The organism is Leptolyngbya sp. AN02str (assembly GCF_050565595.1).
Taxonomy (GTDB): Bacteria; Cyanobacteriota; Cyanobacteriia; order Elainellales; family Elainellaceae; genus Kaiparowitsia.
On sequence record NZ_JBNXVR010000001.1, the window covers coordinates 315,995 to 331,084 of the forward strand.

At 54.7% G+C, this 15,090-nt stretch carries 11 protein-coding genes; 4 read left to right on the forward strand and 7 right to left on the reverse strand.

Annotated features, from left to right (window positions below; genetic code table 11):
• The first annotated feature begins 49 nt into the window (after positions 1 to 49).
• Both ACQ4M4_RS01395 and ACQ4M4_RS01400 read left to right on the forward strand, forming a co-directional pair.
• Positions 50 to 1,372, forward strand: a complete 1,323-nt coding sequence (locus ACQ4M4_RS01395) for an adenylate/guanylate cyclase domain-containing protein (RefSeq protein WP_430682654.1) — start codon at positions 50 to 52, stop codon at positions 1,370 to 1,372.
• A 201-nt stretch (positions 1,373 to 1,573) separates the two neighbouring features.
• Positions 1,574 to 1,738 (forward strand): metallothionein, encoded by a 165-nt coding sequence (locus ACQ4M4_RS01400; protein ID WP_430682655.1) that lies wholly within the window; start codon positions 1,574 to 1,576, stop codon positions 1,736 to 1,738.
• A 238-nt stretch (positions 1,739 to 1,976) separates the two neighbouring features.
• Here the strand turns inward: ACQ4M4_RS01400 and hemL are convergent, their stop codons facing one another.
• The 3 genes from hemL to ACQ4M4_RS01415 form a co-directional block, all read right to left on the reverse strand.
• A complete protein-coding gene (gene hemL, locus ACQ4M4_RS01405) occupies positions 1,977 to 3,260 on the reverse strand; it encodes a glutamate-1-semialdehyde 2,1-aminomutase (RefSeq protein ID WP_430682656.1) in 1,284 nt (427 codons plus the stop codon).
• Between the two features lie 288 nt (positions 3,261 to 3,548).
• Complete coding sequence (gene puuE, locus ACQ4M4_RS01410) at positions 3,549 to 4,466, reverse strand: allantoinase PuuE (RefSeq protein WP_430682657.1); 918 nt, start codon at positions 4,464 to 4,466, stop codon at positions 3,549 to 3,551.
• A gap of 179 nt (positions 4,467 to 4,645) precedes the next feature.
• Positions 4,646 to 7,438: a hypothetical protein gene (locus tag ACQ4M4_RS01415; protein WP_430682658.1), complete on the reverse strand. Its 2,793-nt coding sequence runs from the start codon at positions 7,436 to 7,438 to the stop codon at positions 4,646 to 4,648.
• A gap of 274 nt (positions 7,439 to 7,712) precedes the next feature.
• Between ACQ4M4_RS01415 and ACQ4M4_RS01420 the strand changes: the two genes are divergently transcribed.
• A complete protein-coding gene (locus ACQ4M4_RS01420; protein ID WP_430682659.1) occupies positions 7,713 to 8,582 on the forward strand; it encodes a cyanophycinase in 870 nt (289 codons plus the stop codon).
• Positions 8,583 to 8,693: 111 nt separating this feature from the next.
• Here the strand turns inward: ACQ4M4_RS01420 and ACQ4M4_RS01425 are convergent, their stop codons facing one another.
• The 3 genes from ACQ4M4_RS01425 to ACQ4M4_RS01435 form a co-directional block, all read right to left on the reverse strand.
• A complete protein-coding gene (locus ACQ4M4_RS01425) occupies positions 8,694 to 10,616 on the reverse strand; it encodes an ABC transporter ATP-binding protein (RefSeq protein ID WP_430682660.1) in 1,923 nt (640 codons plus the stop codon).
• A 299-nt stretch (positions 10,617 to 10,915) separates the two neighbouring features.
• On the reverse strand, positions 10,916 to 11,908 hold the full coding sequence (locus ACQ4M4_RS01430) for a pentapeptide repeat-containing protein (RefSeq protein WP_430682661.1): 993 nt from the start codon (positions 11,906 to 11,908) through the stop codon (positions 10,916 to 10,918).
• Positions 11,909 to 11,938: 30 nt separating this feature from the next.
• On the reverse strand, positions 11,939 to 13,186 hold the full coding sequence (locus tag ACQ4M4_RS01435) for a hypothetical protein (RefSeq protein ID WP_430682662.1): 1,248 nt from the start codon (positions 13,184 to 13,186) through the stop codon (positions 11,939 to 11,941).
• Between the two features lie 451 nt (positions 13,187 to 13,637).
• On the opposite strand from ACQ4M4_RS01435, the gene ACQ4M4_RS01440 reads away from it, so the two are divergent.
• On the forward strand, positions 13,638 to 13,970 hold the full coding sequence (locus tag ACQ4M4_RS01440) for an arsenosugar biosynthesis-associated peroxidase-like protein (protein WP_430682663.1): 333 nt from the start codon (positions 13,638 to 13,640) through the stop codon (positions 13,968 to 13,970).
• A 226-nt stretch (positions 13,971 to 14,196) separates the two neighbouring features.
• Here ACQ4M4_RS01440 and ACQ4M4_RS01445 read toward each other — a convergent pair whose 3' ends face one another.
• A complete protein-coding gene (locus ACQ4M4_RS01445; protein ID WP_430682664.1) occupies positions 14,197 to 14,901 on the reverse strand; it encodes a Mo-dependent nitrogenase C-terminal domain-containing protein in 705 nt (234 codons plus the stop codon).
• Between the last annotated feature and the right edge of the window lie 189 nt (positions 14,902 to 15,090).

The following is a 15,090-nucleotide window of genomic DNA, read 5'->3' on the forward strand; positions in this document are numbered from 1 at the left end:
TCTTTCATAACCTCGATTTTGTTCAGGTTCACCTTACCCCAGTAGCCCCGTGAACAAGCGTGCGTTCGTTTCACACATCCAGAAGTATTGGCAAGTTCTCTATCCCAGCTTGTCAGCCAATGACCTGAAACGGTACTTGGCGTGGCGGCAGTCTTTTATGCGGCGGCGACTGCAAATTGCCCTTCAAATTGGGATTGTGGCTTATGCAACGTTTATCATGCTGCGGCTGTTCATGGGCAGCATCAATCCAGGTTCGCTAGATCCCAGCTGGCTCAGAATGGCGATCGCCGTTTGGCTCAGCTTGGCAGGTTGCTTGGTGCTGCATCATTCCCGCTTTGGCAAACGCCATCCGGCTTTGGTGCTGCTGGGCTGTTCCTGGTCCATCACGCTAATTGAGCAAATTTGGGCAACCTGGCGCGGGTTCGCCTTTCCTGGCATCTTTGCTTGGACGCTTGTGTTTTTGGCGCAGGCTGCGCTCATTCCCGTTCGCTGGCCCATCCATTTACTCTCCCAAGTGGGAGTGTTGGCCTACTTTTTTGGCGTGAACTCAGTTTTGGGGCTAGAGCAAGAGCAAGCAGCTCTGTGGGATGAGTCGCTGTGGTTGTACTTGTTTTGGTTTTGCGTGATTTGCAACTTGTCGGTGCTGATGTACGAACGGCTGCAGCAGGCAGAGTTTCAGGCGTTGGCGGAGCTAGAATCGGAACGGGAAAAATCGGAACGACTGCTGCTGAACATTTTGCCCGAGGCTGTGGCGCGACAACTCAAGCAAGAGCACCGGACGATCGCCGAAAATTTTGCCGAGGCATCAGTCCTGTTTGCCGATATCGTTGGCTTCACAGAGTTGTCTTCGAGTTCACCGCCGGAGGAAATGGTCACGCTGCTGAACCAAATTTTTTCGACATTTGATTACCTGGCGGAGCGGCATGGGCTCGAAAAAATTAAGACGATTGGGGATTCCTACATGGTGGTGGGCGGGCTACCGACAGAGCGGATCGATCATTTAGAGGCGATCGCGGATATGGCCTTGGATATGCAGTGGGCGATCGCCCAATTCAGTGCCAGCCATTCGCGCCCTTTTCAAATGAGAATTGGGATCAATACTGGACCCGTCGTTGCAGGAGTGATTGGAGTCAAAAAATTTATTTACGACCTGTGGGGAGACACCGTCAATACGGCAAGCCGTATGGAGTCGCACGGCGTAGCAGGCGGTATTCAGGTCACAGAGGCCGTATTTCAACGATTGAAGCATCGCTATCGCTTCGAGTCTCGCGGTGCCATTCCCATTAAGGGCAAAGGATCGATGGTGGTGTATCTGCTCACGGGCAAGCGAGATGCCCTACCGCGCACCGAGCCGCTCTCTTTGGTTCGATAGTCGTGTTGTGGCTACCTGCCTAAATCCGTGCGATCGCTTCTCGGTCAAGGTTTTACAACTCCAAACCATTACTCAAACCATTACCCAAGACATTGCCCATTATCTAAATCTCATCCCTCAGCTTTACAGATTTCAATATCTGAATAACTGTTCAGGTGTTATGCTGATTGCAGCATTGATCGTTGATTGAGGAATTTCAACATGTCGGCTGTCACTCAAATGAAATGCGCCTGCGAGCCGTGCCTTTGCATTGTGTATTTAGAGCAAGCCATTCAAAAAGATGGCAAACACTATTGCAGCGAAGCGTGTGCCAATGGTCACCCCGACGGCCATGGCGACTGTGGACACAAGGGCTGCACCTGCTAACCCAAGCGGGATACGACTCTGGGCGATCGCTGAACTCGCTTCAACTAGGTTCAAAACGGATGCAAGTCCGCCCCATGTCATGTGTTTGGGTTGTATGGCAGGTATGAAGCACCCGCCACACAGCATCCATGCATCAGTCTTGCGTTCATTCCCTCCCATCAAAAATCCCAGAGCACTGGCAGTGGCGCTCTGGGATTTTTACGACTTATCGGGAAAAGACCCTGCGGCAGATTGAAGATTACAGTGCCGACATGACAGAACGAGCAGCTTCCAAGGTACGCTTCACGTCCTCTTCAGTGTGAGCCATGGAGGTAAAGCCTGCCTCGAACTGAGACGGGGCCAAATACACACCATGCTCCAACATTCCCCGATGGAAGCGGCCAAACTTCTGTAGATCAGACTTCTTGGCATCTTCGTAGTTGTGCACAGGGCCAGGATTAAAGAAAAAGCCAAACATCGCACTGATGGAGCCACCACAGGCTTCATGTCCGGTTTCCTTGGCCACTTCTAGCAAACCATCTGCCAGCTGCTTGGTAATTTGCTCCAGGTACTCGTAGGAGCCGGGTCGCTGCAAAATTTCGAGGGTTTTGATTCCTGCCATCATCGCCAGCGGGTTTCCAGATAGGGTTCCGGCCTGGTACATGGGACCAGCAGGAGCCACCATTTGCATGATGTCTCTGCGGCCACCGTAGGCCCCCACAGGCAAACCACCGCCAATCACTTTACCCAGGGTTGTGAGGTCGGGAGTGATGCCAAATTTTTCTTGGGCACCGCCATAGGAAATGCGGAAGCCGGTCATCACTTCATCAAATACGAGCAGCGCATCATTTTCGCGGGTAATTTCGCGCAGCCCAGCCAAAAAGCCCGCATCGGGAGGAATGAAGCCAGCATTGCCCACCACGGGTTCCAAGATGACACCGCAGATTTCGCCAGGATTTTCTGCGAACAGGGCTTTAACGGCTTCTAGGTCGTTGTAGGGTGCGGTCAGGGTGTTGGCAGTGGTGGTTTTGGGTACACCCGGCGAATCGGGCAGGCCCAGCGTCGCCACACCCGAACCGGCCTTGACCAAAAACATGTCAGCGTGACCGTGGTAGCAGCCTTCAAACTTGATGACCTTTTCGCGACCCGTGTAGGCCCGCATGAGGCGCAGCACAGCCATACAAGCTTCGGTGCCGGAGTTCACAAAGCGCACCATTTCAATGCTGGGCACAGCATCAATGACCATTTCGGCCAGCACGTTTTCGTTGTAGCAGGGGGCACCAAAGCTAGTCCCCTTTTCGGCGGCTTCTTGAATGGCCTTGATCACGTCGGGGTGGGCATGGCCACAAATCGCAGGCCCCCAAGTTCCGATGTAGTCGATGTACTGGTTGCCATCCACATCCCAAGCGTAAGCTCCCTTCACTCGGTCAAATACGACGGGCTGGCCGCCGACCGATTTGAAGGCGCGCACAGGAGAGCTAACTCCACCGGGCATGAGCTTTTGAGCGGCGGCAAAAATTTCTTCTGATCGTGTGGTTTTCAAAGAGGTCGAAGTAGCCAAAATCTTCTCCTACTAAACGTTGCGAATGAATCGAGAGGGTTGGGGTAAGCGAATTGCTGATCTGTACTGTAGAACAAAGCCTGGCGATCGCGCGTTACCCGATTACATTTCCTCATAGGACTGAAAGAGTTGGGAGGTTTTGGGCGGGCTTGCCAGCTCAAAATCTCCCAACTTTTTTGGGATTGATGCACAAGGTATCTCAGCCCTGTTCTCCATTTTAGAGGGGCAGGGTGCGATCGCTGGCAGTCGGGTTGGTGGGTTCTGGTCTGGCTAGCCTGCCCGCCGGGGAGGATGGTGTTGGTGCCAGTGGTGGGCAATATCAATGCGGCGGCATAGCCACACCTGTTCATGCTGCTGCACATAGTCCAAAAAGCGAGCCAGCGCAGCAGCACGCCCCGGACGCCCCACCAAACGGCAGTGCAGGCCAATGCTCATCATTTTGGGAGCGTCGGCCCCTTCGGCGTACAGCACATCAAAGGCATCGCGCAGGTAGGCAAAAAACTGATCGCCAGAGTTGAACCCTTGAGCGGTGGCGAAGCGCATGTCGTTATTGTCGAGGGTGTAAGGAATGATGAGCTGCGGTTTGCCGTAGTCGTCGTTCCAGTAGGGCAGGTCGTCGGCGTAGCTGTCTGCGCTGTAGAGAAAGCCCCCTTCTTCGACCACCAGGCGGAGCGTGTTAGGGCTGACACGCCCCTGATAAAAGCCGAGGGGGCGACTCCCCGTGGCGCGGGTGTGAATGGCGATCGCCTGTTGAATATGCTCTCGCTCCATGGCTTCACCCATGTATTGGTAGTCGATCCAGCGGTAGCCGTGGCTAGCAATTTCCCAACTGGCTTCTTGCATAGCGGCCACGGCATCGGGGTTGCGCTCCAAAGCCATGGCAACCCCGTACACCGTCACGGGAATTCCACGTTGGGTAAACAGCCGCCACAGCCGCCAAAAGCCAGCTCGGCTACCGTATTCATAGAAAGATTCCATATTCAAATTGCGAACCCCTAGCAAAGGAGCTGCGCCAATGCTTTCGGAGAGAAACGCTTCGGAGGCGGCATCTCCATGCAGGATGCAGTTTTCGCTGCCTTCTTCGTAGTTGATGACAAACTGCACGGCAATGCGGGCATCGTTGGGCCATTGGGGATGGGGAGGAGTGCGGCCGTAGCCAATGAGGTCACGGGGATAGGAGTTGGTCATAGCGAGATTTACAAGCACAAAACAACAATAACCACACCACACGTTTGCGGTCGGTTTTTAGTTTACGGGAATCATTTTGGTTGGGCTGTTCGGTAGGAAGCGATTCGAATCGCTTCGAAGCGATTCAATCGGCAGGGGCGATCGCACGCTTCATTCTCGTATCAATTTCCACTGGAGATCTAATTTTTTTCGATGAGGTAGTAGAAGGCATCGGGCAACAGTTCCCAGCGATCGCCCTGGTCAATTTGCCGGATGGGATACCCGTTGGCATCCAATGCAGTGACGGAGAGCGATCGCGCATCGGGGCGATTCAGGGCCATCTGCCCCGATAGGTTTTGCACCATGAGCGGCGCAGACCCAACCGATTCAATCACTTTGATGGGGTCGCCGCTGGCTTTCCAGCCGTCGTTTTCATCGACAGACATGGCCTGCAGCAGCATCTTGTGCGATCGCGCCAGGGGTTTGCCATCCAGCGCCACCAGCATCACAGAACCATAATCCAAGGTGCTGGAAAGGATTAGGGTATCGAGTTGGATAGAGCCTGCTTGCCGCAAAAAACCGATTGCCCCCTGAGCCTGGGGCGCATTGACCGTTACTAAGCCGTTCCCATAATTCCATAGCAGCTCTTGGGTCGAGCTTTGCACGGTTTTGGCCTGACGGTTGACATAGGGCGATAGGTCTTGAATGCGGGCGGTGGCCGTGGTGGCAAAGCGGAGATTGACCTGCCCCACCAACATCGCCAGGGGATCGAGCTCGGAAGCCGTCATACTCAGCAGTTCGCCACCGGGGGGAATATCGGCAGCGCGAAAGGTGTCCAGGCTTTGGGGTGCGGAAATCGGCGCTCCGGCCAGCGATCGCACCTCTTCCAGGCTAAGAGTGATATCGGCAACATTGGCTCCGGGTTGCAGCAAACCCTGGCGGTACAAAAAGGCACCCGCCGGAAACTGACCCATAATGCTGGGCGTGGCGATCGCCGACTTTTCTAGAATGGGAGCCCACCCATCGTAATCCATGGCAAACAAGCAAAAGGCATCATTACCTTGCAACAGTCCATAGGCGGCCGCCAGTAACGGAAACTCAGTCCGGTAGCGATTGGGCATGGCCCAGTTGAGTTCGCTCACCATGGCGGGCTTGCCGTTGTAGGTCACTCCCACAATGGGCAGGTTTGCGTCTTCGGCCTGTTCGTCTTTATCCAGCAAATACAGGGCGGTGCGATCGCGGTATTCCTGGCCAGCGGCGAGGGTATAACCAGCCGCATCTCCCCGATGAAGGCCGCTAAAGTAGCCATGGCGATCCATCACATCGGCCACGGTATTTGTCGCTTTATCCAATGGCCCCAAAATGCGGGGATTGGCGGTGACCCAGTTGGAAGCCGACACCAAGCCGGGATAGCCCAAGTCGGTATGCAGATAGGCGATCGCCGTTTCAAAAAATTGCTGCTGTAGGTCAGCCAAAAATCGAGCCGTATCCTGGGCACGAGGGGTACGCCGCTCCGAGGAGATGACCGCCGCCGCCTGCACCGCCACCCGATCGGGCGTGGGATGCAGATTTTCTGACGGGTCGTTCCAGGTGGTAAGGGCCGCATCAATTGAACCGTAGCGCTGGGTAAGCCAGGCACCAAACCGTTGCTCTAGCAAAATGGATTGGGAAATGGGAATCGTCTCGTATGGCTTAAACGTCCAAAAGAAAACGGAATCTTCGTTGACCAATTCCACCAGGGCAATAGCCGGATCATCCCGAAGCGATCGCCCAGTTTTTGGGTTAATCGTGGTTAGCAGCTCGCGCCACCAACTGTAGTAGCGCTGCTGAAACTCATCGCTAAAAAATATCAGCCCAAAGGGATGCTGGCCGCTGTAGCCCAACCAATCCATGGGCTTTATCCAGATCGGGAAATAGATGGAAAGCGCTGTGTAAATGCCTTCGGCTTTGAGCGCTTCGACCAGGGCAAAGAGGCGATCGCGCTTTTCGGCATCCACCTGCAAATCGCGAGTGAGCAAGTTGCCATGAAACCGCACCAAATTCACCCCGCGCTTGGCCAAAAACCGAGCCATGCGCGCCATGGTGGCTTCATCCATGCCCAGCGCATCAAGCCCCAAGTTCACCCCCCAAAATCGCACGGTTTCGCCAGAGCGTTCGTGTACCAGATCTTCTCCCCTGGCCTGGATGCGGCCCTGCTCGCCTGCAAAGGCTTCGTTGAGCGATCGCCAATCAATAGGGCTGGGCAAAAACTCATCGGGCATGGGGTCAAACACTGACCAACCGGGGCGCGCTCGGGCATATTCTTCGTCGGGTTTGAGGGTGCCGCGGGCACGCAGCGGTTGCCGAGTCAGCACAAAACAATCAAATGCCGCCACATCTCCACTCTGGGTCAGCTCAATGCGCAACGTATGCCGACCTTGGGTTAGCTCCACATCTCCTAGGGGCACCCAGTTCACCACCACCTGCGATCGCACCAGCACCGCATCCATGAGGTACACCAACCGACTCACCGACTGCCAGGATTGATCATCCCAGCGCCAGCGAAAGGCTCCATGTTTCCAAAACTTGCGCGTGTAGAAGTGGTAGCGTCCAGCGACAGGCACCGTCACCTCATAGTCCAAGAAGCGCGGTTGGAAGTCGGGGGCGATCGCTCCTCGGTCTTGTCCAATCCAGGCTCCAGCCGATAGGGCGCGGGCTTCGGCGGCATTGGCAGGCGCAAAGGGATTCTGGGATGGAAAGTTGCTTGCAAGGGGCGTTTCGGCTTCCCACCAAATGTAGTCGGCCTCGGATGCGGCTCCTTGCTCGCTTGGCATATTCGCACGGGTCGGTGTTGGAGTGCGATCGACCTGGGCGAGCTGCACCAAGTCTTTTGCTGAACTTCCATCAACCTTGACAAGCTGAGGCCCTTGGCGACACGCACCAACGAACCACACCAAACTCCAACCCAAAACCGCCATCAGCACCCAGGAAGTAAAACGATGCCGACGCTTCATATCTACCCTTCCCAAGGATTCTCTCACCGTTACAGGCCTTACGCAGTTGAATGATGGGTGGGACGATAAGCGCTCCAACCATCATTCAACCCATTGATTTTTTCAGATGAAGAGCGTAAGTCCTACGTTGTTTAGAGTTCCCAGGAATAGGAGATGAGTTTTCAGCTCCATAGATCCAACCCAAGGGGTGAGATAGAGCGATCGCCTTACTACAAGTTCTATCCAGGGGATCAGGCAAGAAAGGTGATCAAAATGACACACTGAGGATCTTCACATGGCAATAGGAGGCCACCCACCTATGGGCGATCGCACGCCACAGGGCCCACTCATCATTATTGGTGGAGCAGAAGACAAAGAAGGAAACTGCACCGTATTGCGAGAATTTGTTCGATTGGCTGGCGGCACCAAAGCGCGCATTGTGGTGCTTACCGCAGCAACCAGCATGCCCCGCGAAGCTGGCGATGACTACACCCGAGTATTTGAGCGACTAGGCGTTGAAGATGTTCGCATTATCGACACCGAGATTCGCGACGATGCTGACAAGCCCCACTTCATCGAAGATGTCCAACAAGCAAGCGGCATCTTTTTTACCGGAGGAGATCAGGCTCGCATTATTGAGCTCATTAAGGAAACCACCCTCGACAAAGCGATTCGCCAACGCCATGCGGCGGGTGTCGTAGTTGGTGGCACTAGCGCAGGAGCCGCCATGATGCCCGACATCATGATCATTGAGGGTGAATCGAAAGCTAGCCCTCGGGTGGATGTGGTGGACATGGGCCCAGGGATGGGATTTCTGCCAGGGATTGTGATTGACCAGCACTTTGCCCAGCGAGGCCGCTTGGGACGCCTGGTGTCTGCCTTGGTGCAACAGCCCGCCAACTTGGGCTTTGGCATCGACGAAGACACCGCCATCATCGTCAATGAGGATGAGCTAGAGGTGGTGGGCAGTGGCTCTGTCACAGTCGTGGATGAATCGGGTGCCACGTACAACAACGTGGAACACCTGTTGGCCGATGAGCACCTGGCAGTTCACAATGTGAAGCTGCACATCTTGCCCCATGGCTTCCGGTTCAATCTCAAAACTCGGCAACCCACCGTACCACAGGAAGAAAAGCCGATTCCACCTGTGGTGCAGCCGGTGTAAGGAGTATGGGTTAGGGAGTAGGGAGTAGGCGAGCGCTGGGTTTGGGGATATGGCATTTGCGAGCATTGACAAGCGAATGTCGCATTTCTCCTAGTCCCTAACTCCCAATCCCTAGTCCCTGCTCCTACTGGCTTGGCGATCGCGAATTGCTTCAATACTGCCTTTGGGAATGGCCGAAATCAGCTGTTTTGTGTAGGCGGATTGGGGATTGCGGTAAATGTGCTCAGCGGGGCCGATCTCTTCAACCTTGCCGCGGTTCATCACCATAATGCGATCGCTCATGAACTTCACCACACTCAAGTCATGAGAGATGAAAATGTAGGTGAGTTTGAACTCATCTTGCAATTCTTTCAGCAGGTTCAGCACTTGGGCCTGCACAGATACATCCAGAGCCGAAACTGACTCATCACAAATAATAAACTTGGGGTTGAGCGCCAGGGCTCTGGCAATACAGACCCGCTGCCGCTGCCCACCCGAAAACTCATGCGGAAAGCGATCGCCCCAGGCCGGGTTGAGTCCTACTCGCTCCAGCAGGTATGCCACGCGCTCCTCAAGGTTGCGTTTTGACTTGCCAACGCCGTGAATTTTCAACGGCTCCATCACCGCCGCACGAATGCTCATGCGCGGATCGAGGGAGCCGAAAGGGTTTTGGAAAATAATCTGCATCTCGCGTCGTAGATTTCGCAAGTGCTGACCATCCACTTTGGCCAAATCGGCCCCATCAAACAGAATGGAACCGCCCATCGGCTTAATCAGCCGTAGCAACGTCCGCGCTAGGGTCGATTTGCCACAGCCCGACTCACCCACCAGCCCCAACGTTTCCCCTGGAAACACATCAAACGATACGCCATTGACTGCCATGACATAGCGCTGAGCCTGCCCAAACGTTCCCCGAATCGGAAAACCCACCTGCAAGTTGGTGACTTGCATTAAGGGAGGGTTGGCTTGGAGGGCTTGCAAGCGTTCCTGGCTTTCAACTTCGCTAATTTCGGTGTTTAGCCGCAGCGCCTGGGCCATCGCCATGGGCTTCTCGCGAACTTCGAGACCCTCTGGCGTTGTCACCACTTCCATAAAGTCCAAGACGGTAGGCAGATACCGCAGCCGCCGATCAGGCTGGGGGCGACAGGTCAGTAACCCCTTGGTATAGGGATGTTGTGGATTGGAAAAGATATCCAGAATGGTGCCATACTCTACAATCTTGCCTTGGTACATGACGGCTACCACGTCGGCAATTTCGGCAATGATGCCCAGGTCGTGGGTAATAAACACAATCGACATTTGACGGCGATCGCGCAGCTCCCTCAACAAATCCAAAATTCGCGCCTGCACCGTCACATCCAAAGCCGTCGTAGGCTCGTCTGCAATTAGCACCGATGGATTACAGGCGATCGCCATGGCAATCATCACCCGCTGAATTTGCCCACCCGACAGCTCATGGGGGTAGCGATCCAAAATCGAAAGCTTGCGCCGATTCACCGCCTGCTGAATTTCTCGCTGGGGGGGTGGCTCTACCTGTTGAAAGCTACTCGTGAGCCGCATTTCATACCATTCCTGAAGAAACTGCTCCTCTAGCTCCTCATCTGCCAGCAGCAGCTTCACCTCTTGCAGCAAATTCACCGCCCGCCGCCGCGCCTCTGGCGCAGAAATGCTTTCATGCTGCAAGATTGCCTCCGTAAGCTGAAACCCAACGGTATACACCGGGTTTAGCGAACTCATCGGCTCCTGAAAAATCATCGAAATTTGGCCACCGCGAAACTCGCGCAACCGCTCTGGGGGCAAGCCAACCAAATCAATCGACGGCTGATCTTCACCCCGAAACCAAATTTCACCACCCGAAATTTGCCCTGGCGGATTGGGCACCAGTCCCATCAGAGACAGCGCCGTTACAGACTTTCCCGATCCCGATTCCCCCACAATTCCGAGCGTTTGTCCACGCTTTAGCTCAAACGAGACCCCATCTACCGCTTTCACAACGCGGTTATCCGTCCGAAACTCAACACTGAGGTTACGAACATCCAGTACGGTATTGCTCATGTAATTGGAGGAATTGAATATCAGCCAGAATGCACAAATTCTAGCGTTAAGAGGTGGGGAGTAGGAAATTGAGAAGTGGGGAAGCCGTGGGGTAAAGGAATTCAGCGGCATGGGCGAAACGCTAGGTTCTTGTTGTATCTTGGCTTTGGCCGCATTCATGAACTTGACGCACGCCCAATCATCCTAAAATCTGTTCGATTCTGTCAGGACTTACGCAGTCGAATGATGTTTGGAGCGCTTACCGCTCCAAACATCATTCACCCCCCTGGTTTTTCGGATGACGTGCGTAAGTTGTGCCACTACTCATGAATTTCACCGTTGGGCATGGTGGCGCCTTGAAGGATGGCTCCAATCAGGTTGGTGGTGCTGAGTTCGGCGCGAACAAGGTTGGCTTCTGTGAGGTCGGCTTCGGTAAAGTCGGCCCGAGCCAAATACGCATCGGTCAGGTGGGCAGCGTTGAGCTGGGCACCCCTCAAGTTGGCTCGGCTCAGGTCAACTCGGCTCATTTGGGCAAAAGAGAGAATCGCCCGCTTGAGGCGAGCTTTGGAAAGTTTGGCATCGGGCAAAATAGCGCGGGTCAAGTCAGCTTCGGTGAGATCGACCTCACGCATATCGGCCCGCTCTAGCTTGGCATTGCGAAGGGTGGCTTGGTAAAGACTGGCTTGCAGCAGGTTGGCCTCGGTCAAAAAGGCTCCCGTCAGGTTGACTTCTGTAAGGTCGGCACCTTGCAAGTCGGCGTTGCGCAGCATGGCTTCACTCAGGTCGGCTCCGCGCAGGCTGACGCGGGCGAGGTCGGCTCCGGTCAGGTTCGCTCCACGCAGGTCGGCTTGACTCAAATTTGCGCCGCGCAGGTTAGCGATGTATTTTCGATTTTCTTCGCGTAGGTTGGCTCCGCGCAGGCAGGCTCCGGTGAGATTCGCTCCCCCCAATTCAGCATTACGTAGGTCGGCATCGCACAGGTTGGCATCGCACAGGTTGGCCAGGGATAGGTCAGCTCCGCGCAGGTCGGCTCCGCGCAAAATGGCTCCATGCAGGTCGGCATCGCGCAGGTTGGCCCGAATTAGATTGGCTTGACTGAGGTTGATACCAGCCATGTTGGCCCGAACCAAACTGGCTTGGCTGAGGTTGGCCCGATTGAGGTAGGCCAGGGAAAGGGTGGCGTTGCGCAGGTCGGCTTGGCTCAGGTTAATGCCGATCAGGTCGGCTTCGGCCAGGTTAATGCCATTCAGGCTCGCGCCTTGAAAGTTGATTTGGTCGGCGGCATACTGGCGCAAAATTTCCTGGGCGTTCATGGGGGGAATGAGAAGAGTAAGGAGGTGGGATTAAGAGGAGTGCGATCGCAAATCTGGGGAGGTGGCTTCATCATCATGAGGGATAACCCGCTGATAGGCCGAGCGATCGCCAGCAATATCAGCAGCCGAGATGCTATCCATAGTGAAGGGATCATCGTTAGGGTACAGAACCCGAATTGCCCGCAGGATAGCGCTTGCCACTTGGCGATATTGATCGGGCGATTCGAGATGGGCCAATGGTTGCCGCAGCAAATGTTTGGCATCTTGCAGGCGATCGCACCGGGCAACGAGTTGCTGCACCAAGCCATCTAAGGTGTGCGATCGCAGCACTGTCCATATATCCGCTTCCGCCCCCACCGGTTCATACAGAGCTGAGTACAGCAGCACCTTTGCCCGGAGGGGATTGCAATAGTTCATAATTTCCAGCCGCAGATCAACCCAGGTCCGCTGATCGGTTGGAATCATGCGGGTGGATGGGGTTGCCGCAGTCGTTGGCTCATCCTCATCCGATGGGTCAGGGCGGGATGAAACAATTGCAGGCTGAACCACAAAGGGCGGCGGTGGCGGCGGCGGCGCAGGCATGGGCACCATGGGTGGACTCATCATTCCCCTGGGCATGGGTTCATGCATGGGTTGCGTCATCATTGGGCTGGCCTCGGTCACGGCTCCTTCAGGCGTTGAGGTATACAGCACAGCCATGGTTTGCATCACCGTTTGGGCAATGAGCATGTACTCATTCCGGCGATTGAGCGTGGCCACAATGCTGACTAATCCATCGCGCAAAATTTGGAGATCGGGGGCGATCGCCACCAATTCCGCCACTAGCTCGCCCAATGTTACGTGCTGAAGTACCACCGGGTCATTTTCCCAAACCTGTCGGCAGGCACAGTACAACAGTTTCTTGATGCGATGCTGCTCTGGCTCATGATCCAATGCGGTGGCAACAGATAAGATTTCGTCAGACAGGGCGATCGCACCCTCGGTCATGACCTCATCTGGATACAGCGGCTTGAGGTGATGAACAATCATATTGGCCACTAATGTATATTCCGCCGCCTTGCTCAGCGTTCCAGCAACTTTGATTAAGTGCGCCTCAAGTTGGGCGGACGTTGGCAAAAGCTGCATCAACTCCAACACCAAACTCGACAGATCAAAATAGTCGAGGCGGTAAGGCTCACTTTCCCAATAGTTTTTGCAGGCGTAAACGAGCAGCTTCTTGATTCGCAGGCTGGAATCTTGAGCAAACTCATCAATTACATCTTCAAACGACGCTGCCACGATGCAATTCCCTTATTTGATGGCCATCACGAAAATTTGTGCGCCTGTTCCTCTCTGGCTGGCGCAAATGCCCGAAGAGCGAGGAAGCAAACCTCAAGTTGATCTTTTAGTTCAAAGCTTTTAAGGCAGAAAAACCTGGAAGAATGCTGATGATTCAGTTGGCTAAAACCATTCCAACTGCGTAAAACGATATGGGCAAAAACAAAACACCCATTCATTATGCCCATGGAGTCGAGCATGACTCGACATTCGGGAAATATGACCTTGATTGGAGCGCAAAATGGTCGGCTGACGTATCAGCAATGTTACGTAACATGCTGGGCTTGCAATGCCCAACAGGCCGAACGCGCAGAGTTGGCATGGCAACAAATGCACGGGACTTGACCCACCGAGCAATAGCGCTAGAGTAGGTAGCGTCTACTCCCGCTTAGCGCAAACGCAACCATTACTTATGGAACAGTACTACAAGCCCGAACACTTGGCCCAGTTTGGCAACATTGGCGAAGGCAGCCCCGAACTGGCCAAAAAGTTTTTTGACTACTACGGTGCGGTGTTTGCCGAGGGGGCCTTGTCAGCCCGGGAAAAGGCGCTCATTGCGCTCGCCGTGGCCCATACGGTGCAGTGTCCCTACTGCATCGATGCCTATAGCAACGAAAGCTTGCAACAGGGAGCCGACCTAGAGCAAATGACCGAGGCCATTCATGTGGCAACGGCGATTCGGGGAGGGGCATCGCTGGTGCATGGACTGCAAATGCTAGACCACGTTAAGCAGGTGGCCATGTAGGCTGCTCAGGTGCGCCTACATGGCCTGCATACTCAGGCTTGAGCGTAGTGAACGTAGTGTGAGCTAGTATCCCTAATCGCCCTATCCCTAATCGCCCTAGACATAAAGTCAGTTTCGGTGAAGGGCTTTTCTGGGGTTTGCGCGTTGCGCAAACCCCAGAAAAGCCCATGTTTGCATGTGCAACGCCCACGCAAACATGGACGCTTCAGCTTATCCATCACTCACGTTAGACATAGGGGGAGACATCTTCTCCACACTCATCGGCCAGGTATGAGAGCGATCGAAACCGCAGGCCCACAAGTTGTTCGTAGAGCGGGTTGAGCTTGCACATGGCAGGAATGTGCACCACTTTTTTGCCAAATAACACGACATCCCGCTCAAACGGGCACTGCGGCGGAATCATTTTGCACAGGAAGCGGGCCAACCGTGGGTCATGGATTTCGAGGCCATCGAGCCATTCCTGCACGGGGGCCAACACAGGCACGTAGTGCTCGGCGGGTGCGTCAAACCCTTGGCTGTTCCCTGCGGGTGCGCTCATCCCGGTTTCTGTGGCAGAGCGAACTTGGGCCAGGGTCGCTCGCAGCGAGTCCAAAATGTCAGCCTTCATGCCTAGCCCGGTGCAGTATTGGTGCAACAGCGCATCTTCGTCCGGTGAGTACACCCCATCGGCGATCGCCACCATGACCGCGGTTCGCAAAAAGTTTTCCGAAGCATGCGGATCGGCACCAAGCACGCGAACCACATCCTGCGGTGTCACCGTGCTTCGAGTGTTTAAATCGAGCTGAGGGGCAAGCTCCAGTTCGGTCAAACTGGCAATCATGGCCTTTTCTGGCTCATCGAAATGACCATCGGCCCAGGCGATCGCCAGCAATCCCTGAAGCCACACAGACACCTGCTCCTCTGAATAAGGAGATCGAATCGTTTCAGTCATGGCAATTACGACATGAGGTTAACAGTTGCAAGTGGTACCCAATCCCTATCTAAACGTGCTGCATCGATCCTAGCCAGAGCATATCCGAACTCTTGAGAAAACTAGTCTTGTTTTTGGCAAAGGCTGTCACAGGCAGATGGTGGGTTAGTGGTGCGCGTGGCCCCCGACCCACCAGGCCACAGCGTTCAG